Raw genomic sequence first — 22988 nt, 5'->3', positions numbered from 1 at the left:
CAGCACCCTTGGCCGCGCCGGTCGTGGCTGCCAGACTGCGCTGGTGAACGTTCGGGGGGACGGGCGGCTCGGTCCGCAGCAGTTGCCGTTACGGCCGGTCGAGTTACGGCCGTTCGCGTTGCGGCCGGTCGCATGGGTGGCGGCCGTGCTCGCCGCGGCGTTGGTCGCGCTGTCGGGGCGGTACGGGTTCCACCGCGACGAGCTCTACTTCCTGCTCGCCGGGCGGCATCCGGCCTGGGGGTACGTCGACCAGCCGCCGCTGACCCCGCTGCTCGCCCGGGCCGGCACCGCCGTATTCGGGACGAGCCCGACCGGCCTGCGGGTCATACCCGCGCTGCTGTCGGCATGTTCCGTGGTGCTGACCGCCCTGCTGGCCCGGGAGCTGGGAGCCGGTCGTGGCGGGCAGATCCTCGCGGCCGCGTGCTGTGCCTGCTCCGGGTACGTCCTGGCCATCGGCCATTTGCTGTCCACCAGCACCTTCGATCTGACCGCCGAGCTGGGCGTCCTGCTCCTGACGCTCCGGCTGCTGCGGACCAGGAACCTGCGCTGGTGGCCGGCCCTGGGCATGGCGGTCGGGGTGACGCTGCTGAACAAGCAGCTCGTCCTGTCGCTGCTCCTCGCACTGCTCCTCGCGCTGCCGCTGGGCTGGCTGGTGGATCGGCTCGTGGTTCGGCTGGCGGATCGGCCGGTGGCCCGCCCCCGGCGCGAGTTCGCGTGGCGCCCGCGGCCCGGAAGTACAAAGCTTGGAAACGCAAAGCTTGGAAGCACAAAGCTGCTGCTCGGACCGCTACTCGCGCTGTTCCTCGCGCTCCTCATCTGCGCACCCACGCTCTGGTGGCAGGCCACCCACGGCTGGCCCGAGCTGAAGGTGGCCCGGGTTCTCAGCCACATCCAAGGCGTGTCGGGACGGCTGCTGTTCCTGCCGCTCCAGTTGCTCCAGTTCTCCCCGGTCCTCGTTCCCGTCGCGGTGTTCGGCCTGCGCCGACTGCTCCGCGATGACGAGCTGCGCTGGGCCCGGCCAATGGCGCTCGCCTATCCGGTGCTCTGCGTCCTGGTGCTCGTCGGCGGCGGCAAGCCGTACTACCCGCTCCCCCTGCTGCTCGCCGTGACGGCGCCCGGCTGTGAACCCGTCATCCGCCGAGCCGGCCGAGCCCGCCATGCCGGCCGGCCCTGGCGCACCCTCGCACCCCTCCTTCTCCTGGCGGCGGCCACAAGCGCCCTGGCCGCCCTGCCCGTGCTGCCGGTCTCGGCGGTCGCCGTGACCAACGCCGTCGACATCGACCAGGGCGAGCAGGTGGGCTGGCCCCGCTTCACCCGTGCCACCGCGGCCGCCTGGACCGCGATCCCCGCGGCACAGCGCGCTCACGCCGTCCTGCTCACCTCGAACTACGGCGAGGCGGGCGCCCTCGCCCGTTACGGGCCGGCCTACAGGCTCCCCCTCGTCTACTCCGGTCACATGAGCCTGTACGACTGGGGCCCGCCCGCGGACAACTACGACGGCCCCGTCCTCCTGGTCGAGCAGGCCGGCGGGCAGCACCGCCTGGAACGGCCTTTCACCCACTGCCGCACCGTTGGCCGCATCGACAACGGCCACGGCATCGGCAACCAGGAGCAGAACGCGGAGTTGGTGCTGTGCGACGGCGCTCACCAGCGGTGGTCCGTACTCTGGCCGTCAGTGCGCGAGTACTGACGGCCGTGCGGCCCGGGCCGGTTTCCCGGGCCCCGTCGAACGGCCGGATCAGCGCAGTCCGGCGAAGAGGTCGTTCTCGGGTACGGCCGCGCCGGTGGTGTCCTTGACCCGTACGAAGGTCTCCGTGCCCATCAACTCGCCGAACCTCTCCTTGCCCATTTTGAGGAAGAAGATGTTCTCGCCCTGACTGGCGTGCGCGGCCAGCGCATCGAACTTCTGACCGCTGAACTCGACGGCGTCCACCCAGGTGGTGATCTCATCGTCGGGGAGACCGATCTTGGCCATCGCGGCGGCCTCGGCGGGATCCGGCTCCGGCATGTCCTCATGGAACTCGCGCATGATCTCGCCGAACCGCTGCATCATCGAGCGGGGCATCGTCGTCCAGTACACCTTCGGCGTCAGCGTCGGCGCGACCATCTCCAGCGCCGCCATCGTGATGCGGTGGGCCTGGATGTGGTCGGGGTGACCGTAGAAGCCGTTCTCGTCATACGTGACGACCACATCGGGCCGGTAGTGCCGCATGAGTTCCGCGAGCCGGGCGGCGCCCTTCTCCACGGGGGTCTGCCAGAAGGATCCGGGGGCGTCGTTGCTGGCCCAGCCCATCATCCCGGAGTCGGCGTAGTCCAGCAGCTCCAGATCGCTGACCTTCAGGACTTCGCAGCTGGCCTCCAGTTCTTGACGGCGCATCAAGGCGATGGCCGCCGGATCGTGCCCGGGCTCGCCCGGCTTGACGCCCTCCGGTCCGTCACCGCAACCGCCGTCGGTACACGTCACGAGCACGGTGCGGATGCCTTCCGCCGCGTACCGGGCGAGGACCCCGCCGGTTCCGGTGGCCTCGTCGTCAGGGTGGGCGTGTACAGCCATGAGTGTCAGGGGCCGGTCAGTCATCAAACAGTCCTTCTGCAGAAATACGTCGTGGTCCGAGTGCGCGGCGGGCGTGCCGCGACCCTGGAGCCCGGATCCAGGCAGGGCGGACGACCTGGTGGTCCCCCGTGCTCCCCGCCCGCGCGGCGCCGGTCCCTCGTTCGATGCAACGGCGCCGACCGGCCCGGCTGTTCCCCGCTCGGGCGATTGACTCAGTGGCTCCGCAGCCACCACTCCAGGACGACGACGACGGCGGCGCCCGCGGAACCGGCGAGGCTGAGCGTGATCCGGTGCCCACCCTCACCCCAGGTCCCGTTCCAGGTCCCGTTCCAGTTCCCGCGCCACGACGGTGTGACCAGTGGGAAGGAGGGCGCGGGCCGGGACGGGCGGCGCCCTCGGCGGAGGCTGCGGGGGCGGCCCGCCTTGGCGGCGCGGGGGGCGGTGGACTTGCGTACACGGGGCACAACGGGCTCCTGAGGATGCGTCGGGAGGTCTGACGGTCGGCCGTATCCGGCTCGGTCCCCGACTCTCGCCCTCGGCCGCACCCGGCGTCCCGAAACCCGGGCGCCCCGGGCAACGCGGCGGCTATCCTGCCTGTTCAGCGCCCCCCGGAAGCGGCTTCCCGGGTCACCCGCCTCGGGCGGTCCCGCTGCCGCCGGGGAGACGGGAAGGGGGCGCCGAGGGAACCAGAGGACCAGGGGGCATCGATTCATGGGGTTCGCTCGCGAAGAACTGCGCAGGGCACTGCTGGAGTTGCAGGAAGCGGCGGCCCGGAAGGCGCCGGACCGGACCCAGGCCGATCTGCAACGGCAGGTGCGGCGCACAGGGCTTCCGGGCACGGACCGGTTCCACGGCCAGCGCGCCAGCGAGTGGGCGACGGGGGCGGCTGAGGACTTCCGGCTGCCGAAGAACGCGGATGTCCTCATGGCGGTGGTCGCCGTGTGGCTGTCCTGGACGGACCAGCGGATCCTGGAACCGGACGGCCGGGTACGGCGGGAGTGGCTGGCGTCGTCGGCGGGCGGCCGGTCCTGGCTCGGTCGCTACGCGGATGCCGCCACCGAGGCGAACGAGGACCGGCGGCCCCGGGACCCCCGGGGCGGCCTCAGCGCCCGGACGGACGCCGCGATCGGCGCGTACCTCCAACGGCTGATGCAGACACACGGCCGGCTGAACCTGGACGTGCTCGGCGAGACCGGCAGGGCGGGCGAGCAGCCGCAGATCGGCCTGGGCGCGGTGTTCGAGGAACCGCTGCTGGCGTGGGACTGGCCGCATCGGCACCTGCCGCAGCGGCTCGTACGAGACCTGCTGGAGCACGGCGAACTGGACGAGCGGGACGCCGCCGAGCTGACCTCGTGGGAGCCCGACGCCAGGCGGCGTCAGCCCACCCCTGTACGACCCGCACGACCCGCACGACCCGCACGACCCGCCCTCGACGTCCTCGGCTCCGAGGACGGCCGCCGTCTGGTGGTGCTCGGCGACCCCGGCGCGGGGAAGACGACGCTGGCGAAATACCTGGCGCTGGCCCTGGCCGGCGGCCTGGGCACGGTCCCCGGCAGCCTGGACGCGCTCAAGGACGCCGTTCCGGTGGTGGTCGAACTGCGGCGGCTCGCCGACCCCCGCTGGATCGGGGCGACCGTCGAGGAGTACTGGGCGGAGCACAACGCCGCCGAACGCATGGGCCTGCCCCGTGAGGTTCTGGAAGACCTGCTGGCCGGTCGCCGGCGCCCGGTGGTGATGGTCTTCGACGGCCTGGACGAGGTCTTCGACCCCGCCCGGCGCGCCGACATCGCCCGGCAGATCACCGCCTTCGCCCAGAGTCACCCGGACACCCGCGTCGTCGTCACCTCCCGCATCGTCGGTTTCAGCGCGGGCGAGTTCGCCCGCGCGGACTTCGGGATCGCCAAGCTGGAGAACCTCTCGCGGGCACAGGTCGAGTCGTTCATCAGCCGGTGGTACACCGCCGCCCACCCCGACAACCCCGGCGAGGCCGCCCGGCTCACCCGTCGGCTGACCGAGGCCGTACGCGACTTTCCCTCCGTGGGCGAACTCGCCGGGAACCCGCTGCTGCTGGCGATCCTGGCCGCGATCGGACTCGGCGCCTCCATCCCCCGCGACCGCAAGGACGTCTACGAGCACGCCGTCGTCGTCCTGGCCAGCCGCTGGGACCGGGACGCCAAGCACCTCCGTCTCCCGCGTCACGCGCACCCGGACGTCGCGCACGCCATCGAGGAACTCGACGGCCGGATCCTGCAGGAGCTGCTGGAGCGGATCGCCTCGCACATCCAGGAGGGGGCCGCCTCCGGCGGTCGTTCGGGGGGCGGCGACAGCCCGCTGATCGCGGTCGGCGATCTGGAGCAGGTGGTGCGGGACTTCGTCTCCGAGCTGGGCTACTCGGTGCCCGTAGCCCGTACGGTCGCACGCGCGATGATCGAGCGGCTGCACGAGCGCGCCTTCCTCATCCACCCGTTCGGCGCCGGTGCCTACGGCTTCGTGCACCGCACCTTCCTGGAGTACCTGGCGGCCCGCGACCTCGCCCACCGCTACCGGCAGTGGAGCGAGGAGACGCTGCTCGACCAGCTGATGGAGCGCGTGGTCAACCCCGGCTGGCGCGAAGTCGTCCTGCTCTTCCTCGGCATGATCAGCCGGGACTCCGAGGCCCTGCACGCACGGTTCATCGCACGCCTGCTGCGGCTGCACCGGCACTGCGGCGGGGCCCCGCTCTTCCGTGCGCACGGCGACACCGTGTTCCTCGACTTCGCGATCCAGGCCCTCGCCGAGGCGCACCGCATCGGTCGGCCGACCGCCGGCCCGAACGTCTCGCCCGAGCAGGCGGAAGCGTCACTGGCCCTGCAGAGCGATGCGGTGATCGACACGGTCATAGCGGAACTCTCCCTGTTCCCCGGCGTGGACTTCCCGCGCGGGCGGGCGGTCCTCCCGGGCTTCCCGGGTTCGTGGAGCGGCCGCGACCGCTTCCATCGCTGGCTGTGGCCCCACCTCACGGGCACGTTGGACGTGAGCGACAGCGCTGCCCTCATCGGGCTGGCCATGTGCCGCGATGCCACGGAGGCCTTGGCATTCGCCCGGGTGGCCTGGCACGAGGCCGGGGAGGTTGCCGTACGTGCCCTCGGTGAGCGATGGCCCGATGAGCCCGGGGTCAAGGCGGCGGTGTTCGCCCTCGCACGCGACACCGGCATGACTCCGCAGGCGCAGTCCGAGGCGTTGCGGACGGTGGCTGAGCGATACGCGGCCGACGAGGACGCACGAGCACTCCTGATCGGCACCGCCCACGATACCGAAATGAACTCGGACAGCCGGGGCACGGCCTTGCTCCTCCTGGCCAAATACTGGCCCGCGGACCCGGAGGCCCGGCGTACGGTTCTGGAGTTTGCCCATGACGCGTCCACCGACGAGGAGGTGCGTGCGAGTGTGGTGGGCGCGCTCGCACGCCACTGGGTGGCGGACCCGGAGGCACGGCTCCAGCTGCTCCGTGCGGTCGCTGACGAGAACCCGCGCGTCCGCTTCGGCGCTTGGGGGGCGCTGGGTGAACGATGGCCCGCTGAGGAGGAGTTCCGGCTGCTGGCAGTGCAGGCCATGGACGACAGCGACCCACTCGTGCTGGAGACCGCCATACGATATATGGGCAGGCGTTGGCCGCAGGACGCCGAAGTGCGCTCGGCCGCGGTCGCCGCCGCCCGCGCGGCGCGCCACGACCTGGTGTTCCACGCTGTGGGAGTGAATTGGCCTGCGGACAGCGAAGTCCGGCAGATCCTGCTCGCGGTCGCTGGTGACGACACGCTGCCCCCTGAGGACCGACATGCGGCTGTGTGGGGTATGGGAGAACAGTGGCACGAAGATCCCGAAGTTCGTCAGCTGATCTTCGGACTCACCCGTCATCCAGACCCTCAACTCCGTTGGCAAGTGCTGGGAGCGATGACGGAATTCTGGCCGGCAGACGATGAGGTGCGCCGGGCAATGCTCGCCGCCACGGGCGATGCCGTGGCCGCAGTGCGCCAAACGGCACTTGAATTCAGCGGATACGAATGGCCCGGGGATCCCGAGCTGCGGGCCGCACTCATGGCAGGCGTGCGGGACAGCGAATCCAAAGTCCGGTGGCTCGCCGTGCGCAACATCGCCCAGCAATGGCCTCAGGACGACGACGTGCGACACGTCGTGCTCGCCTCCGTCCACGACAGCGACCCCGACGTGCGACGCACGGCGGTAGAAGCACTGGCCGAGCAGTGGCCGGAGTGTCCTGAGGTGCAGCGGGCCGTGCTCGCGGCGGTCCGCGACACGGACCCCTCTGTCCGCGGCATGGCCCTCCGGAGGGCGGGCGACCACTGGCCAGGGCACGAAGAGGTCCGATCGGCTGCTCTCCAGGCCACGGACGACGCGGAACCGTGGGTTGCCCTGACCGCGCTCAGGGTGCTGGCGCAGCGGTGGCGGGACGACCCCGAGACGCGGGCCGCCGTGGAGCGCTGTGTGGACGGCCCGCTGGGCGTCCACGCCCTGAGGCTGCTCGCCCTGGTATGGCCGCGGGACGCGGCGACGCTCCGGACCGTCGAACGGGTGGCGCGCGAGGAGCCGACCGCGATGCACGATGTCACCGCATCGCTCCTGGCGTTCCTCGCCGGGTTCAGTGACGACACCCCCTACACCTGCCACTGACCTGACCCCGCTCGAACCCGCATGCCCGCCCGCCTGTACGGGAGCCCGGGACGATGTCGAGATTTTCGTGGTTTCCGCCAAGCCAGACGGCCTGCCAGGTTGGGAGAGACTGCCAACCAGAGGCCACGGCCGCCCGCCCCGATCGTGGGGGCGGCCCGTGGCCGATGACATGGTGAAACACACGGGGAGGACGGCACGATGAGTGCGCAGCAGCAGTACGACGAGATCGGTGAGGCGTACGAGGGGTTCAAGGCCCTGCCTCTGGAGCAGTACGCGGTGGTGCCCGGTTTCCTGGCCCTCGTCGGAGACGTGAGCGGCAAGTCGGTCCTCGACCTGGCCTCCGGAACCGGCTTCTACAGCCGCGAGTTCAAGCGACGCGGTGCGACGGACGTGCTCGGGATCGACATCTCCGGCGAGATGGTCGCCGTGGCGCAGAGGCTGGAGGAGCACGACCCGCTGGGCGTGCGCTACGAGGTCGGCGACGCGTCCGCGCTGCGGACCTTCGAGCAGCCCTTCGACGTGGGTCTCGCGGTTCAGCTGCTCAACTACGCATCGGACATCGCCACCACCGAGCTGATGTGCCGCAACATCCACCGGAGCCTGAAGCCCGGCGCCGAACTGTTCCTGCTCAACCAGTCGCCCGACTACCGCTTCGACGGGCCGACCCCCGAGAAGTACGGCTTTCGCAGCGAGCTCACGGGTGAGGAGGTCGAGACCGGACCGCAGGTCCGCACCACGGCGCTGCTCGACCCGCCCGTCTCTTTCATCGCCAACCGCCCGCGGCGCGATGTGTACGAGCACTGCCTGAAGGCGGCCGGATTCAGCGAGCTGACCTGGGCCCCCGTGAAGGTGTCAGAGGCCGGTGTACGCGAGTTCGGGGCGGACCACTGGGCGGACCTCGCCGCCAACCCCCCGCTGGAAATGCTGCGCTGCCGCGCCTGACGGCACACCGCACATCCGGCATGCGGATCCTGAGAGGCACCACATCCCGGGCCCTCGATGTCCGTAGAGGTGCCACAAAAGTCGCCGTGCGCGGGAGCGGGGGCGTGAACGGGAACGGAACGTGACGGAGCCCGGGAGCATGTCCAGCTCCCGGGCCCCTGCTTGCCACCCAATTGCGCACACCGGCTGCGTTTAAGAGCCAGAGATCATATTGAGGCCGACGTGTTCTGCCTTTGAACTACCGCGCCACGAGAGAGGCGCAGGAGGGACTTGAACCCCCATCCGCCGGTGATCGTCCCTGCTCGGTCGATCCGGTGTTCGGCGGCGAATACTGAGACTGGAGCGATAATCTGAGATTCAAGGGGCCGCCTCTGCCGGGCTTGGGCCACCTCGGCACGTCGTGCCGAGGGAGGGATTCGAACCCCCAACTGACACCCCTGTTTCAGCTTCAACATCAGTTTCAGCTTGCGCTCTCGCGCACCCCCTGCGACACAGGGGGCGTTCTCGGGGCTACCTGAAGAGGTAGCCGAACACCGCGTCGCCGACCCTCTGGTCGGTGACCTCGGCGCTGTTGGCCTCCTCGCGGGCGAACTTCACCGCTTGCTGGAGCCGCTCCACCCTGTCGAGCAGCTCGTTCACACGGCGGGCAGGCAGTGCGCCGGAGAACTTGACCGTGGTCCAGTACCCGACGGCGACGTCCTCGTAGTAGACCTCGACCTGAGCCGGGTGCTTCTCGGTGGCCTCGGCCTTGACGTGGTTGCGCGGCACCTTCTTGGTGCGGATCGTGCGCACGGCCTCGGTCTTCCAGGCGTCCGTCGACGGGTCGAGGTTCCAGGACTCCGAAGCGTCGAGCACCGGCAGCTTGCGCACGAAGGTGTGCAGGTCGGTGAGCTGCTTCTCCAGGAAGAGGAGGTAGGGCACGGGCACCTGGGCGAGCAGGACGTTCCCGTCGACGACCACGTCGGCGGCGGCGCTGCGGTTGGCCCAGTCCTTGGTCGCCGTCACGTCGAAGAGACGGGTGAGGGTGGCCGCCGTCGACCGCAGCACGTCCTCCGCCTGGACCTGGACCCGGGTGGACTCGGGGGGCAGCTGCTCGCCCTCTTCGTCCTTGGGCTGGTACGTCCGTGAGATGCCGGCCAACAAGGCGGGCTTCTGCACGTCATGGTGGGCCTGGGTGAGTTCCTGGAGGGACTTGGACTTGACGCCCTTTTCGACTGCGATGATCTGATTCAGCTTCGGCACGTGATCAACCTAGAACACCACTCGTACGATCAGCATCTGAATTTCCGTCACGGGTTACGGGTTACGGGCTGCGGGCTCGGGCCTCGGTGCGGACATCCGCGGTGCGGGACTCCGTGACTCCGTGACTCCGTGACTCCGTGACTCCGTGAGAGCTTGCGTACGGACGGTTTTCGTGCATATTCCGCCGAAGCGGGCTTCCTACGCGTAACGAACAGGTGTTCGCATTCGGGGGCGCCGCGGGTGGGTCGGCGGCAGGGCGATCGGTTACATCGGTTCGAGCACCGAGAGGACGTTGCCGGCCGGATCCTTGAACCAGGCGACGAGTGGGCCGCCCTCCTCGCGCACGATGCCCTTCTCGTCCGCCGTGAACTGCGGGTAGCGCTCCATGCGGACCCCGGCCGCCGTGAGCTCGTCGACCGCCCGCTCTACGTCGGACACCGGGAAGTTGAGGACCGTGAAGCTCGCGGGCTCGTGGTTGTCCTTCGGGTACACCAGTACCGCGGTGTCGTCGGAGAGGTGCAGGAAGAGCATGCCCTCGTCCTCGGTGACGCGCAGGCCCAGCGTCTGCCCGTAGAACGCCCTGGCCTTGTCCAGGTCATCGACCGAGAAGCCGCTGAACGGCTTGCCGCTGCCTTCGAACATGATCATCCCTTCGACGCGCGAGCCCCTTCCCATCGTCGCCCCGGGCCCGCCAGGCGTCGAGCGGTGGGACCGGGGCGGTCGGAACCGGCCCCCTCGTGGGTGTGACGCTTCCCCGGAATGGGGGTACGCAGCTGGACGTGGTGCGGCAGGCTGGAGGCGGCCGTCCGGACCGTGCCGGATGGCGGGGCACGGTGTGGAGAGGGGGTGGTCGTGGTGGACCGGACTCTGAGGGACATGGGGGCGGCGCACGAGGGCTCGGTGGGGGTCCTGCTGGCGGACGGCAGTGAGCCGGGGCCGGTGTACTTCGACGTGGGCAGCGGTGGGCACGTACCGTCCTCGACGGCCTGGCACGCGTACGACGGCCGGTACGGGCGCCCGAAGGCGGCGGTGCTGCGCGGCGTGTGCGCGTGCGGCTGGCGCGGGATGGCGGAGTATCCGCTCGACTGGACGGTCCTGGACGGCCGGCGCCCCCTGTACGAGGCGGACATCGACCTGTCCGGGCCCATCGGGGACTACCACGCGCACCTCACCGTGGTGCGGGACAAGGCGGTGCCCCTGCCCCGGCCACTCCTCGTAGTCCTGACCGCACTGAGGGAAGAGCTGGACACGGTCGCGGCGGAGGACCCGCTGGTGGCCCTGAAGGCCTTGGCCGATCTCCGCCACCTGATCGTCGGCGTGGGGCAGGGCGCTGCCCGTGAGGTGCGGGTCGGTGAGATCCCGATGGAGGTGGTGGCGACGGCGCTCGGCACCAGCGAACAGGCCGCTCGCCGGTACGTGATGGAGTACCTCCACCCTTGATTGCCCGTGACCGCCGCTGCGGCCGAAGGACGGCTCCAACCTGCTGGTTGACGGGCCTGGGGGTGTCCACGGCCCGGAGACGAGGGCCCGGTCGGCAGTTGAGGAACGTCCGTACGCGCCCCGGACGGATCACCGAGGCGCGATCGGTCCCAGGTAGGTGCCGCCGGAGACGTCGATGGTCTGGCCGGTCACCCAGCGGCCCTGCGGGCCTGCCAGGAAGCCCACCACGTCCGCGACGTCCTCCGGCTCGCCGATCCGTCCGAGCGCGGTGATCGATTCGAGTCCGGCGACCGCTTCGGGAACGGCGGCGTAGGCGGCGATCATGTCGGTGAGTACCACGCCGGGTTCGACCGTGTTCACGGTGATTCCGCGCCGGCCCAGCTCGTTGGCGAGCGACGGGCTGAGAGCCGCCAGCGCCGCCTTGGTGACGGTGTAGCCGATCTGGAGGGGGTTCGCGATCCGGGTGGCCGCCGAGCCCATGTTCACGATCCGTCCACCGTCCCGGAGCAGTGGCAGCGCCCGCTGGACGACGAAGAGCGGCGTGCTCACGTTGACCGCGAGCAGTCGCTCGAACTCCTCCTCGGTGAGCTGCCCGATCGAGGTGGCCGAGTGGATGCCCGCGTTGTTGACCAGGATGTCCAGGCCGTCCACGCCGTGGTCCGCCAGCCCGGCGGTGAGTCCTTTGAACAGCTGGTCCACCGCGCCGCTTTCGCCGAACCGGGCCCGTACCGCGAACGCCCGGCCGCCGGCCTCGGCGATCCGTGCCACGGTCTCCGCGGCGGCGGCTTCGTTGCCGCCGTAGTGGACCGCGACCAGCGCCCCCTCGGCGGCGAGTCGTAAGGCGACCGCCCGCCCGATCCCACGCGAGCCACCCGTCACCAGTGCGGCCTTGCCGTCCAGTTGCCCCATGATCGCCTCTCCCCTGTGAATCCCCCCTGGCCTAGTCCAGGGGGGATTCACCCTATGCGGGGTCGGTGAAACGCGGTGCGGTTCCTCCCGCGCCGCCCGCGCCTTCCGGCGCGGACGGGTGCTGCGGGACGTCGGTTCCGTCGCTACTTCACGGTGGGGCTGCGGCGTTCGACGAGTACGACGTCGCGCCACCTTCCGTGGTGGCGGCCGATGCGCTCTCGGGTGCCGATGATCCGGAACCCGGCACGCTGGTGCAGGGCGAGGCTGGCGGTGTTCTCCGGGAAGATGCCGGACTGCACCGTCCAGATGCCCGCCGCGTCGGTGGAAGCGAGCAGGCCGGTCAGCAACGCCAGCCCTACGCCGCGGCCGCGGGCGTCGGGATGGACGTAGACGGAGTGCTCCACGACACCGGCGTACGCGCACCGGTCGGAGACGGGGACCACGGCGGCCCACCCCAGCACGCGTCCGGCGTCGTCGAGGGCGACCAGGCGGTGCTCGTGCAGCTTGGCCGCGTCGAACGCCTCCCAGGCCGGGGCGGTGGTCTCGAAGGTGGCGTTGCCCTCGGCGATGCCGAGGCGGTAGATCGCCAGGACCTGCTCGGCGTGCTCCGGCCGCATCGCGGCGGTGCGTACGCCCGGGGGCGGGGTGGACACGCGCGGCGCCGGGGTGCTCATGCCGTCGCCGCGGTGGGTACGCGTATGGCCGTCACCGCCGCGCGCACGCCCGTCACCGACGTACTCATGCCGTCGGCTCGATGTCGAGTTCGGCGAGCAGGCCGCGGATGCGGCGTTCGATCTCGTCCCGGATCGGGCGGACGGCGCTCACCCCCTGCCCGGCCGGGTCCTCCAGCTTCCAGTCCAGGTACCGCTTGCCGGGGAAGTACGGGCAGGCGTCGCCGCAGCCCATCGTGATCACAACGTCCGAGGACTGCACCGCCTCGACGGTGAGGATCTTCGGCGTCTGCGCGGAGATGTCGATGCCGACCTCGGCCATGGCCTCCACCACGGCCGCGTTCACCGCGTCGGCGGGGGCGGAGCCGGCGGATCGGACCTGGACGCGGTCGCCGCCGAGGTGGGTGAGGAAGGCGGCGCCCATCTGGGAGCGGCCTGCGTTGTGGACGCAGACGAACAGGACGGACGGGGTGGCGGAGGTGCTTGTGCTCATGAGGTCAGGGCGCTTTCTTCGGCGGGGCGGGCGTGCTGCGGCGGGACGACGGCCTGGTCCGTGTCCGTGTCCGTATCCGTATCCGTATCCGTATCCGTGAGCGTGGGAGCCGACGGGCGGCCGAAGCAGACGGCGACCAGGGCCACGCCGAGGGCGGCACCGAGAAGCTGCGCGGCGAGGAACGGCAAGACGGAGGCGGGCGCGATCCCGGCGAAGGTGTCGGTGAAGGCCCGGCCGATGGTGACCGCGGGGTTGGCGAAGGAGGTGGAGGAGGTGAACCAGTACGCCGCTCCGATGTAGGAGGCGACCAGAACCGGCGCGAGGTGCGCGCGGCCGGCGCGGGCCAGGCCGAAGATGAGCCAGACCAGCCCGGCAGTGGCCACCACCTCGCCCAGCCACAGGTGCCCGGCCCACCGGTCGTGGGTGGAGAGGGCCACCACCGGCTTGGCGAACATCGCGTCCGCCAGCACCGCGCCGCCGACGGCCCCGGCGATCTGGGCCGGGACGTACGCGACGACGTCGCGCAGGCCGGGGCCGTCGCCGCTACGGCGGCCGGTGACGTACGCGGCCAGCGTGACGACGGGGTTGAAGTGCGCCCCGGACACCGGCCCGAGGAACGCGATCAGCACACCCAGGCCGAAGACGGTCGCCAGGGAGTTGGCCAGCAGCTGCACGCCGACGTCCCGGGTCAGTTCGGTGGCCTGGATACCGGAGCCGACCACCACCGCCACCAGTGCCGCCGTACCCAGCGCCTCGACGACGGCGCGCCGCATCAGCGGCGCCTGGGCGCTCAACGTCCGGCCTTCGCGGGCACGGCGGGCACAGCCTGCGAGGCCGGCGCGGCCGGAATCTCAAGCAGAGCGGACAGCTTGGCCAGGGCCTCCGGCAGCACCCAGTAGTACACCCAGGTCCCGCGCCGCTCGGAGTCGACGAGGCCGGCGTCGCGCAGCACCTTCAGGTGGTGGGAGATCGTCGGCTGGGACACGTCGAACGGGCCGGTCAGATCGCACACGCACGCCTCACCACCCTCGTGCGAGGCGATCAGCGACAGCAGCCGCAGCCGGATGGGGTCCGACAGGGCCTTGAACATCCGCGACAGTTCGGCCGCGGCCTCTTCGCCCAGCGGCTCGCGGACCATCGGCGCACAGCACACGGCCTCGTCCTGTCCGAGTACCAGTACCGGTAGACCAGCTTGTTTCGACATTCCTCTATGTTGACAGCCATCTAATCCGGTGGCAAGGTCGACCGTATCGGCTATATCGACAGTCATCGAAACAGCCTGCTCGCTGAATCGAAACAGACTGCTCACTGATGGGAGACCGCCATGTCCCGTGTCCAGCTCGCCCTGCGCGTCGCCGACCTGGAAGGCTCGATCGCCTTCTACTCCAAGCTCTTCAACACCGAGCCCGCCAAGCGCCGCCCCGGCTACGCCAACTTCGCCATCACCGAGCCGCCGCTCAAGCTCGTTCTCATCGAGGGCGCGGGCGAGAGTGGGGGCGAAGCCGACGAGGAGACCCGCCTGGACCACCTCGGCGTCGAAGTCGCCACCGCCGAAGACGTCCATGCCGCCACGACCCGGCTGAAGGATTCCGGACTGGCCACCTTCGAGGAGAACGACACCTCCTGCTGCTACGCCCTCCAGGACAAGGTGTGGGTCACCGGCCCCGGCAAGGAGCCGTGGGAGGTGTACGTCGTCAAGGCCGACGCCGACACCCTCGGCAAGAGCGCCGACAGCGCGCCGCAGACGTGCTGCGGCACCACCGCCTCCCGCACCCCCGCCGGGTGCGCATGCGGCAGCTGACCGGCAATTCGTCTAATTCGGCGTTCGTTCCCTGATGGCGACGAACAACCCGTGCAACAACCCGTGCGGGCGGTGACACCCCGTCACCGCCCGCATAGCGTGGTCGCGGGGAGAAGTGGGGAGAATCCGGGGAGACCCGGGGGGGGAATCGGTCACACCACACCCGCGAAGGACGGTCCACACTCATGGCATCGAAGCCCTCCACGCGCTCCATGCCTCCATCGTTCTGGTCCACGGATTCTGGGGCGGCGCCGCCTACTGGGCGAACGTCATCGTCGAACTGAACAAGCGAGGATTCACCGATCTGCACGCGGTGGAGAACCCGCTGACCTCACTCGCGGACGACGCCGAGCGCACCCGCAAGATGGTCAAGCAGATCAACGGCCCCGTCCTGCTCGTCGGCCACTCCTACGGCGGCGCGGTCATCACCGAGGCCGGGGACCTGCCCAACGTCGTGGGCCTGGTCTACATCGCCGCGTTCGCCCCCGACGCGGGCGAGAGCCCCGGCCAGATCAGCCAGGAGATGCCACCGGCGGCGTTCGAGAACATCGCCCCGGACTCCGATGGCTACCTGTGGGTCAAGCCGGACAAGTTCCACGAGAGCTTCTGCCAGGACCCGCCCGCGGACGAGGCCCTGGTCATGGCGGTCACCCAGAAGGCGCCTCTCGACTCGACGTTCGGTGACAACGTGACCGCGCCCGCCTGGCGCACCAAGCCCACCTGGTACCAGGTGTCGACGCAGGACCGCATGATCCACCCGGACAACGAGCGCCGCATGGCACAGCGGATGAACCCCCGCACGATCATCGGACTCGACGCCGGCCACGCCTCCCTGGCCTCCCAGCCGGGCCAGGTCGCCAACCTCATCGAGAACGCCGCGAACGAACTCTCGGTCTGACGCTCCACAGTCCGCCACAAGGGACCAGCCGGGCTTTCCCGCCCGGCTGACCCCGTCCGTTTTCGGCGGGGTGAACGGGTTCAGGCACGGATTCCGTGAAATTGAGCACGGGTCGGTTACGGTCTGTGGTTCGGCCGGAGTCTTGAGCGGAGGCTGTGCTGGGCGGATCTTTGTGCGCGAGAATGCTCGGCATGACGACTTGAAGAGCACCGGCCGGGCGACAGCATTGGCGAAAGGTCGGGAGCTGGGACACGGTTCCCGACGGCAATCGACGCGTCTGTGCCGTCTGCGGATGATCCCCGCGGCGGCGTGAGCACGCCGAAATCTGGCTCGGGGGCTCGAATGGACACATGGCAGGACCTCATAGCGCTGGTGAAAGCGCGTCTGGAGGCCGCGTCGCCCAGCGAGCGGGGTGTTTTCGCCGCAGGTGTTGCTGAGCGCCTGATGATCTGGCACGAGGCCCTGCCCGAGGATGATCAGGCAGCCTTCACTCTGGGTCTGCGACCGCTCCTGAACTCGGTGTGGGAGGGCGTCCTCGGCGATCCGGCGGCCCATACCGCCGTCAACCGCGGCTTGGCTGAGTACATGCTCAGCGACTACTGCAACAGCGACCGTCTGGTGGGCCCCGACGATGCGCACGAGCCCGCCGCAGCCGCGACCCTCAATGCAGCGTACGCGTACCTCTTCGGATGCACCGACTTTGCCGTCTGGGCCAGTGGTCGGGCTACCGATGATCAGCACCTCGAGTACCTCGCCGGCGCCGAGCTGGAAGAGGGTGACCCGCTCGACACCGACAAGGCGCTGATCGACGAACTCAAGCGCCAGCTGCGGGACCTCGACCTCATCTCCGCACGTTCGACGGAACTGCGTCACGCCTCGTTCGGACTACCCATTCTCACGTCCGTTCAGCTCCGTGTGGAACTGCGCACTCCTCTGTCCAGCCGCGGCTGACCGGTAGGGCTTCCCCGTGAGCCGCGTCGTTCGGCTTCAGTCAGTGGGGTACGTGCTCCGGGGCTGAGCCGGTTCTCGCCGATCCGTCCAAGGAGTCCAGGTAGGCGGAGAGTTGACCGGCGGCGTACAGCTGGGCCGTTCCGCGGGACGTGAGGTCGCGCCGCCACCCTTCCAGGGTCCTGGTCAGCGCATCGAGGCTGCCGGCGTCGCGGAGTTCTCCGAGGACGGTGGCGACGGTGCGCAGGGGCTGGCCTCCCCGGCGCAGCAGGTGTGCCAGTTCGGCGTCGCGCACGTCCTGCGCGAGGTACTGGCGGTACCCGCGCGGATCACGGTGTGGGGTGAGGACTCCAGCTCGTTCCCAGGCGCGCAGGGTGGCCGGGTTGAGCGCGAGGTGGCGGGCGAGTTCACCGATGCTGTACGGCGCCCGGATGCCGGCCGTCGTATCCGGGGTGTCCGGGGTGCCCGGGGTGTCCGGGGTGTCCGGGGTGTCCGGGGTGGAGGCTCCGAGGTGTGAGAGCGCCGCTTCGACGGTTCGTAGCGTGTTGCGGTCGCGAGCCAGGAGTGCGTGCCCGTCGTCGACGTACTCCAGTGCTTCGTCGAGCCGGCCGCTGGTGACAGCTTGCATGATGCGTCGGCTCGTCGCGTAGCCGAAGGCAGGGATGAGCAGCAGGTAGGCCGAGAGGCCGGCGGCATGAGCGGCGGTGTAGTCCCGGTACCCCGTCCGGCTCCGGTGGGCCGGCGGGATGATGCCGGCGTCCTCGTAGTTGCGGACCGCCTGCGTGGAGAGGCCATGGCGACGGGCCAGGTCCACGGGCCGCATATGACCTCCGATTGAGGGTTCTGACGGGTTCTGGCGCAGATGAGCGGAGTATTCGTCGCGAAGTCTCCACCGAGCGTTCAAGGATACGATTCAGGTCCATGGCGCAGAGCACGCACACCGTTTCCGGAGACTTCGACCTGACGATGGACGAACTGCGTGTCGTGGCGCGTTACGTGGTCCGGCACGCGGAGGACGTCCTGCCGGTCTTTGAGCAGGCTGTTCCCGGCGATCCGCGCCCCCGTGCGGCGATCGACGCGGCCTGGATGTTCATCAACGGTGCCAACAGGACGAAACTGCAGCGCGTCACTTCCCTGGAAGCTCATCGAGCCGCCCGGTCCGCACCCTCCGAAGCCGCGCGTCTGGCCGCGCGGTCCGCCGGGGACGCCGCCTCGGCCGCGTACTTGCACCCCATCGCCCAAGTCACCCAGGTCGGCCACATCCTGCGGGCCTGCGCGAGCGCGGCGCGCATCGGGGAGCTGGAGGCGGGCGGTGATCCCGCGATCGGAGATGCCCTGCTCGAACGGTCGCGGCAGCGTGCGACACCCGTGCTCATCGATGTGCTCTGCCGCTACCCGCCCGCGACAGGCGGCAGCAGTCGTGTCGCACGGCTGATGAGCACTCTGGATCATTCCCTGCGCCGGGCGGCGGACACGGCGGACCGGCCGCCGGGGCACACCGCGGCGAGCCGCACCAATGCGCTCAGTGCGCTCGACGCGCTCAGGAAGGAACCCACGTCATGATCCTCCCGAAGGTCCGCGACCCTCGCTTCGTGACGATCCGCCGTGGTGGGACTCTCACTGATGCGGATCACCGTCTCCTCGCTCTCTGGGCTGCCGCCTGTGCGGAGCACGTCCTCGGCCTCTTCGAGTCGGCCCGGCCCGGGGACCCGCGACCGCGTCAGGCGATCGAGCATGCCCGGGCCTGGGTACGTGGCGAGGTCAAGATGATGCAGGCCCGCGCAGCGGGCGGCCATGCGATGGGGGCGGCCAGAGACCTGCGTGGGGCGGCACGGCATGCCGCGTACGCCGCCGGCCAGGCCGGGGCCGTCGCCCACGTCGCCGCGCACGAGCTCGGCGCGGCCGCCTACGCGATCAAGGCCGCACGTGCAGCGGCACCGGAAGGCGAGAGCGAGACCGCGGGACGACTCGAGTGCCAGTGGCAGCGTGATCAGCTTCCGGAGGCGATCCGCGCGCTCGTCCTTGATGACCAGCGGCTGCGCAACGACATCTGCTGGTCGGTGTTCGACTGCTGAAGCGGAACCGTGCAGAGCCGTCCACAGCCTCTCATCGCCGGCCCAGCGGGGATCACCGGGCACCACCACCGTCCAGGCCTGACTGCTGAAGTGACCATCGCCTACGGCCTGCACGCAGACTCCCGCACCCTCTACCCGGCCCTGTCCCGCGCCCGCGGGGAGAGCCACCTCCACCTGTCCCTGGACGAACTGGAGGACCACCCCACCCGCACCGCCCTCGGCCCGGTCCGCTCCGACGCCGAACGCCTGGCCCGAGCGGTCGCCGCGTACGGGCGCCAGCTCGATGCGGACCCCGAGGACAGGATGGTGATCGACGAACTCGCCCTGACGGCTGAGGAGGCAGCAGGGCCGCACACCTCCTGGCGCCAACGCCCGTACGGCAACCTGCCCACCCACCAGCTGACGGCCCGCCAGGCCTAGGAGCAGTCGGCCGCCCAGCGCGCCGAGGAACTGGCCGACGCGTACGAGCGCCAGGCCGCCGAACAGCAGTCGAGGCTGGACACCACGCTCACCCCCGGCGCCGCCCTCGCCTCGGCCGCGTACGAGGTCCTCGCCCGCGCCGGAGCCCACGCCGACCGGGCGCGTGAGGAAACCGGGCACGGCGCGGCGGCGGACCGGGCCGCTGATTCGGCACGCCGGATCCTCGAACGGACCAACGTGCCGTCCGACCCAAAGGACCGCCTTGCCCTCCGACTTGCCGGGACCCGCAGGCGGCGCGAAGCCCTCGCCCGCACCACCCACTACCAACAGCAGTACGAGGCCACACTCACCGAAGCGGCCCGGGCATCGCGCGCCGCGGCCGAAGCCGTGCGCGAGGCAGCCCGGCTCCTCGAAGCCCACCCGCACGCCTCGCTCCTCGCACCAGGCGTCAACTGGGCCCCGCCGAAGGACGCGGGGGCCCTTGACCACCCTCCTGGAAGCGATGCGCCAGCGCGTCCCGGTCCTGGCCGCCCGCCTCGACGCCCGCGTCGCCGAAGACGCCCAGCATCTGCGCTCCGCCGCGGCGACGCAGCGCACGAAGGCCGTACGACACCACGAGGCCGTAGCCGCCCTGCACCAGGAGGCCACCCTGGGCGAGGAAATGCGTACCGCAGCCCCCGCCCACCACGCCCGCGAGACCGCCGAACGCCCCGCCACCGTCACACCCCAGCGAGGCGGCCCGCCCCCAACCAGCCGCGCGGGTGCCTGCCCCTCCCCCGGGCACATCGCCCCGCCTCCCACCCACCCCGATTCCCGGCCACCACGACCGGGGGCCGCGCCCGCTGGCCCGCTGATACCCCCTCGCAGACGTCGGGCCTTGCCGATGTCCTACCGCAGCGATCGCGGGACGCAGGCGCGCAGCTTGTCGGCGACGAGGAGCGGCGCCATGCTCTCGTCCCGCCACGGTGGGCGCTTCACCAACTAGATGAACAGCTCTGGGTATCGGCAACGGTGGGGCTGGAGTTCATCTGACTTTGCACTGCTGCGAGAGTTGCCCCATATGCCGGTTTCGATGAAAGTGGTTCAAAACAAGCTCCTCCCGACCTAAAGTGTCTGTTCAGCAAGCCTGCTCCCTGCACCCGCGGGGATGCCCCCGGACCATGGCCGGCCTATTCGCGGATCCCCGCCATGTCGAGCGCGCGGGTGCGCAAGGCCAGTCGGGCAGGGATGGCCGCCGCGAGCACGGCGAGGACGAGGCAGATGGCGGCGCTCGTCGCGAGGACCGTCCAGGGGAGGGCCAGCGGGGTGGGGCCGGCGGTGGGCAGGCGGTCGTGGATGAGGGTCACCGTGCCCCACTGGGTGGCGACGGTGAGCAGCAGGCCCAGCGTCGCGGCCGTGGCCACGACCAGGACCGCTTCGAGGGCGACCATGATCAGGACCTGGGGGCGGGTCCCGCCGGTGAGGCGGAGGGCGCCGAAGTCGCGGAGCCGTTCGGAGGTGGACATCAGCATGGTGTTCACCAGCGCGATCAGGGCGTACAGCAGGGCCGGGCCCATGATGGCCAGGATGGTGATCCAGTCGAAGTGGGAGTGGTCGGCGTTCCACGCGTCCAGCCAGGCGTCCGCGCTCGCCACCGTCGCGCCGGGCACGGCGGCCGGACGGGTGGCGGCGTACCCGGTGGGCGGCTTCGCGTCGCCGAGGTGCCCGGCCACGGCGGCGTAGGGCAGCAGGACTTCGGCCAGGTTGGGCGGGGTGCGTACGATCGCCACGAGGCGGAATCCGGTGGTGGAGCCGTCCGCGAGCCGGGTGGTGAGCCGGTCGCCGACGTGCCAGCCGTAGCCGCGGGCCATGTCGGTGGAAACGGCGACCGTCGCTCCGGTCAGATCGGCCAGCGATCCGGCGTCGGCGGGCAGCCGCCAGGCCGTGGCCAGATCGCCGTCGACGGCCATCGCGACGGTGGGCAGGGGCGGATTGTCCTGGGCCTCCCCCTCCCCCTGGGCCTGGCCCTGGGCCGCCTTGGCCGTGTCGGTGTCCAGGTCCTCGACCAGCGTGGTCGTGGTGGTGACGACGCCCAGCGCGCGCAGCGCCAGTACCGCCTGTTCGGCCCGCTCAGTCCGTACGGCCTGTTCGGGTTTGGCGCTGAGCTGTACGACGTAGTGGGCGGCCAGTGCGGTACGGACCTGCGCGGTACGAGCCTGGCTGAAGGCGGCGGCCCCGCCGGCCACGGATCCGGCCAGGCCGATGACCAGCAGTACCGGCGTCGCCGTGGAGACCGTACGGCGGACCGCGCCCAGGGCGTTCTGCCGGGCGAGCAGGCCCGTGGCGCCGGGCGCGAGCGCGGCGGGCAGGGTGAACAGCCGGACCAGCAGCGGGATCAGCAGCGGCGCGAACAGCACCACGGTGACGACGGCGAGGACGTCCAGCAGCAGGGTGCCGGTGGCCAGCGCGTTGGAGCCGCGCATGCCGGGGTCGCGCAGCGTGGCGGCCTGCGGGGTCAGGAAGACGGTCAGCGAGCTCCCGGCCACCACGAGCAGCAGCGGAACGCACAGCCAGCGGCCCCACGTCATCCCGCGCCGGTCGGCGGCGGCCTCGCCGAGGGCTTCGACCGGGCGGACCCGGCCCGCCCGGCGCGAGGCGGTGAACGCGCCGATCAGCGCCACCACCAGGCCGATGAGCACCGCGACGACCAGCGAGGTCGCCGACACCCGCCCGGTGAATCCGGCCGGGGCCGCGCCCTGGCGCACCAGCCAGGCGGCGATGCCCGGTGCCATCGCCAGGCCGAGCAGGCAGCCGGCCGCGGCGGCCACGAGCGCGACGAGCACCGCCTCGCCGAGGACCAGCGCCCGTACCTGACGCGGTGTCGCGCCGATCGCACGCAGCAGCGCGGTCTCCCGGCGGCGTTGCGCCACAGCGAACGCGAAGGTGCCGGCCACGACGAAGACCGAGACGAAACCCGCCATGCCCGCCATGAACTGGAGCAGCTTGTTCAGCGACGGCCCCGCCGGGTCCGCGTTGGCCGCGAGATCGCCGCCCAGCAGGATTCCGGTGGCGGAGATCAGGCCCACGCCGAGGGCCAGCGCGACGAACGAGCCGAGGAGGCCGGTCCAGCGCCTTCGCAGCGTCGCGAGGGCGATCGGGAGCAGCGTCATCGGGAGCAGCGTCATCGGACGGGCTCCAGCCGGGTCATCCGCTCGGCGACCGACTGCGGCGTCGGCGAGGTCAGTTCGTCGGCCAGTTGTCCGTCGGCGAGGAAGAGGACGCGGTCCGCGTAGGAAGCGGCGACCGGGTCGTGGGTGACCATGATGGTGCTCTGCCCCTCCTCGTCGACCAGGTTCCGCAGCAGGCCGAGGACTTCGCGTCCGGTCGTACTGTCCAGGGCGCCCGTCGGCTCGTCGGCGAACAGCATCTCGGGGCGGGTGATCAGGGCCCTGGCGATCGCGACCCGTTGCTGCTGGCCGCCCGACATCTGCGCCGGCAGGTGCCCGGTCCGCTCGCCGAGCCCGACCCGGGCGAGCGTCTCGCGTACGAGGGCGGCGTCGGGGCGCCGGCCGGCCAGCCGGATCGGGAGCCCGACGTTCTGCTCGGCGGTGAGCGTGCCCAGCAGGTTGAACGCCTGGAAGACGAACCCGATCCGCTCGCGGCGCAGCTTGGTGAGCTCCGTCTCGGACAGCGTTCCCAGATCGGTCCCGCCCAGCGTCACCGTGCCGGAGTCGGGCCGGTCGAGACCGGCCGCGCACTGGAGCAGGGTGCTCTTGCCCGAACCGGACGGTCCCATCACCGCGGTGAAGGTGCCGCGGTCGAAGGAGACCGTCACTCCGTCCAGGGCGGTGACAAGGCTCTGACCTGCTCCGTAGGTCCGCCGGACCCCGTCCAGTCTCACTATTCGATCATGCATGGGCGGACTATCTCACGTGGCCGATCCTTTTCAGA

23 protein-coding genes are annotated in these 22988 nt (G+C 70.8%); 11 read left to right on the top strand and 12 right to left on the bottom strand.

Annotation, left to right across the window (positions count from 1 at the left end; genetic code table 11):
* The first annotated feature begins 43 nt into the window (after positions 1 to 43).
* Complete coding sequence (locus OHS33_RS35070) at positions 44 to 1690, top strand: ArnT family glycosyltransferase (protein ID WP_330334462.1); 1647 nt, start codon at positions 44 to 46, stop codon at positions 1688 to 1690.
* Between the two features lie 48 nt (positions 1691 to 1738).
* On the opposite strand, the gene OHS33_RS35065 is transcribed toward OHS33_RS35070, so the two are convergent.
* Positions 1739 to 2578, bottom strand: coding sequence for a PIG-L family deacetylase (locus OHS33_RS35065; protein ID WP_330334461.1), 840 nt, complete (start codon positions 2576 to 2578; stop codon positions 1739 to 1741).
* Positions 2579 to 2766: 188 nt separating this feature from the next.
* The gene (locus OHS33_RS35060) at positions 2767 to 3018 is read right to left on the bottom strand and encodes a hypothetical protein (protein ID WP_330334460.1); all 252 of its coding nucleotides are present in this window, start codon (positions 3016 to 3018) and stop codon (positions 2767 to 2769) included.
* Between the two features lie 247 nt (positions 3019 to 3265).
* On the opposite strand from OHS33_RS35060, the gene OHS33_RS35055 reads away from it, so the two are divergent.
* Positions 3266 to 7219 (top strand): HEAT repeat domain-containing protein, encoded by a 3954-nt coding sequence (locus tag OHS33_RS35055; protein ID WP_330334459.1) that lies wholly within the window; start codon positions 3266 to 3268, stop codon positions 7217 to 7219.
* 198 nt (positions 7220 to 7417) lie between these two features.
* A complete protein-coding gene (locus OHS33_RS35050; protein WP_330334458.1) occupies positions 7418 to 8161 on the top strand; it encodes a class I SAM-dependent methyltransferase in 744 nt (247 codons plus the stop codon).
* Positions 8162 to 8671: 510 nt separating this feature from the next.
* On the opposite strand, the gene OHS33_RS35045 is transcribed toward OHS33_RS35050, so the two are convergent.
* Together OHS33_RS35045 and OHS33_RS35040 are read right to left on the bottom strand one after the other, a co-directional pair.
* Positions 8672 to 9403, bottom strand: a complete 732-nt coding sequence (locus tag OHS33_RS35045) for a DUF7873 family protein (RefSeq protein WP_330334457.1) — start codon at positions 9401 to 9403, stop codon at positions 8672 to 8674.
* Between the two features lie 264 nt (positions 9404 to 9667).
* Entirely contained in the window at positions 9668 to 10045 is a 378-nt protein-coding gene (locus OHS33_RS35040; protein WP_330334456.1) for a VOC family protein, read from the bottom strand.
* Positions 10046 to 10255: 210 nt separating this feature from the next.
* On the opposite strand from OHS33_RS35040, the gene OHS33_RS35035 reads away from it, so the two are divergent.
* Positions 10256 to 10843, top strand: a complete 588-nt coding sequence (locus OHS33_RS35035) for a hypothetical protein (protein ID WP_330334455.1) — start codon at positions 10256 to 10258, stop codon at positions 10841 to 10843.
* Positions 10844 to 10972: 129 nt separating this feature from the next.
* Here OHS33_RS35035 and OHS33_RS35030 read toward each other — a convergent pair whose 3' ends face one another.
* The 5 genes from OHS33_RS35030 to OHS33_RS35010 all read right to left on the bottom strand — a co-directional run bounded on the left by OHS33_RS35030 (position 10973) and on the right by OHS33_RS35010 (position 14120).
* Entirely contained in the window at positions 10973 to 11752 is a 780-nt protein-coding gene (locus OHS33_RS35030) for an SDR family NAD(P)-dependent oxidoreductase (RefSeq protein WP_330334454.1), read from the bottom strand.
* Between the two features lie 143 nt (positions 11753 to 11895).
* Positions 11896 to 12369, bottom strand: coding sequence for a GNAT family N-acetyltransferase (locus tag OHS33_RS35025; RefSeq protein ID WP_330335323.1), 474 nt, complete (start codon positions 12367 to 12369; stop codon positions 11896 to 11898).
* 121 nt (positions 12370 to 12490) lie between these two features.
* Positions 12491 to 12916: an arsenate reductase ArsC gene (locus OHS33_RS35020; RefSeq protein ID WP_330334453.1), complete on the bottom strand. Its 426-nt coding sequence runs from the start codon at positions 12914 to 12916 to the stop codon at positions 12491 to 12493.
* Positions 12913 to 13710, bottom strand: coding sequence for an aquaporin (locus tag OHS33_RS35015; RefSeq protein WP_443065387.1), 798 nt, complete (start codon positions 13708 to 13710; stop codon positions 12913 to 12915). The genes OHS33_RS35020 and OHS33_RS35015 overlap by 4 nt, the downstream gene beginning before the upstream one ends.
* Positions 13707 to 14120: an ArsR/SmtB family transcription factor gene (locus tag OHS33_RS35010; protein ID WP_330334452.1), complete on the bottom strand. Its 414-nt coding sequence runs from the start codon at positions 14118 to 14120 to the stop codon at positions 13707 to 13709. Before OHS33_RS35010 ends, OHS33_RS35015 begins: the two co-directional genes overlap by 4 nt.
* 120 nt (positions 14121 to 14240) lie before the next feature.
* Between OHS33_RS35010 and OHS33_RS35005 the strand changes: the two genes are divergently transcribed.
* From OHS33_RS35005 to OHS33_RS34995, 3 genes are all read left to right on the top strand, one after another.
* Positions 14241 to 14717 (top strand): ArsI/CadI family heavy metal resistance metalloenzyme, encoded by a 477-nt coding sequence (locus OHS33_RS35005; RefSeq protein WP_330334451.1) that lies wholly within the window; start codon positions 14241 to 14243, stop codon positions 14715 to 14717.
* A 115-nt stretch (positions 14718 to 14832) separates the two neighbouring features.
* Complete coding sequence (locus tag OHS33_RS35000) at positions 14833 to 15615, top strand: alpha/beta hydrolase (RefSeq protein ID WP_330334450.1); 783 nt, start codon at positions 14833 to 14835, stop codon at positions 15613 to 15615.
* A gap of 342 nt (positions 15616 to 15957) precedes the next feature.
* The gene (locus OHS33_RS34995; protein ID WP_330334449.1) at positions 15958 to 16566 is read left to right on the top strand and encodes a hypothetical protein; all 609 of its coding nucleotides are present in this window, start codon (positions 15958 to 15960) and stop codon (positions 16564 to 16566) included.
* 40 nt (positions 16567 to 16606) lie between these two features.
* Here OHS33_RS34995 and OHS33_RS34990 read toward each other — a convergent pair whose 3' ends face one another.
* The gene (locus OHS33_RS34990) at positions 16607 to 17386 is read right to left on the bottom strand and encodes a MerR family DNA-binding transcriptional regulator (protein ID WP_330334448.1); all 780 of its coding nucleotides are present in this window, start codon (positions 17384 to 17386) and stop codon (positions 16607 to 16609) included.
* A gap of 98 nt (positions 17387 to 17484) precedes the next feature.
* Between OHS33_RS34990 and OHS33_RS34985 the strand changes: the two genes are divergently transcribed.
* The 4 genes from OHS33_RS34985 to OHS33_RS34970 all read left to right on the top strand — a co-directional run bounded on the left by OHS33_RS34985 (position 17485) and on the right by OHS33_RS34970 (position 20043).
* Positions 17485 to 18126 carry a putative immunity protein gene (locus OHS33_RS34985; protein WP_330334447.1) on the top strand — a complete coding sequence of 214 codons (642 nt, stop codon included), beginning with the start codon at positions 17485 to 17487 and terminating at the stop codon, positions 18124 to 18126.
* On the top strand, positions 18123 to 18638 hold the full coding sequence (locus OHS33_RS34980; RefSeq protein ID WP_330334446.1) for a putative immunity protein: 516 nt from the start codon (positions 18123 to 18125) through the stop codon (positions 18636 to 18638). Before OHS33_RS34985 ends, OHS33_RS34980 begins: the two co-directional genes overlap by 4 nt.
* A 90-nt stretch (positions 18639 to 18728) precedes the next feature.
* Positions 18729 to 19058: a hypothetical protein gene (locus OHS33_RS34975; protein ID WP_330334445.1), complete on the top strand. Its 330-nt coding sequence runs from the start codon at positions 18729 to 18731 to the stop codon at positions 19056 to 19058.
* A 481-nt stretch (positions 19059 to 19539) separates the two neighbouring features.
* Positions 19540 to 20043: a hypothetical protein gene (locus OHS33_RS34970; protein WP_330334444.1), complete on the top strand. Its 504-nt coding sequence runs from the start codon at positions 19540 to 19542 to the stop codon at positions 20041 to 20043.
* A gap of 184 nt (positions 20044 to 20227) precedes the next feature.
* On the opposite strand, the gene OHS33_RS34965 is transcribed toward OHS33_RS34970, so the two are convergent.
* Both OHS33_RS34965 and OHS33_RS34960 read right to left on the bottom strand, forming a co-directional pair.
* The gene (locus tag OHS33_RS34965; RefSeq protein WP_330334443.1) at positions 20228 to 22222 is read right to left on the bottom strand and encodes an ABC transporter permease; all 1995 of its coding nucleotides are present in this window, start codon (positions 22220 to 22222) and stop codon (positions 20228 to 20230) included.
* Positions 22219 to 22953 carry an ABC transporter ATP-binding protein gene (locus OHS33_RS34960; protein ID WP_330334442.1) on the bottom strand — a complete coding sequence of 245 codons (735 nt, stop codon included), beginning with the start codon at positions 22951 to 22953 and terminating at the stop codon, positions 22219 to 22221. Before OHS33_RS34960 ends, OHS33_RS34965 begins: the two co-directional genes overlap by 4 nt.
* Positions 22954 to 22988 lie beyond the last annotated feature (35 nt).

The sequence above is a fragment of the Streptomyces sp. NBC_00536 genome, from assembly GCF_036346295.1.
Classification (GTDB): Bacteria; Actinomycetota; Actinomycetes; order Streptomycetales; family Streptomycetaceae; genus Streptomyces.
Note: the sequence above shows the minus strand (reverse complement) of the source record. Positions and strands in the feature narration are given on the sequence as shown.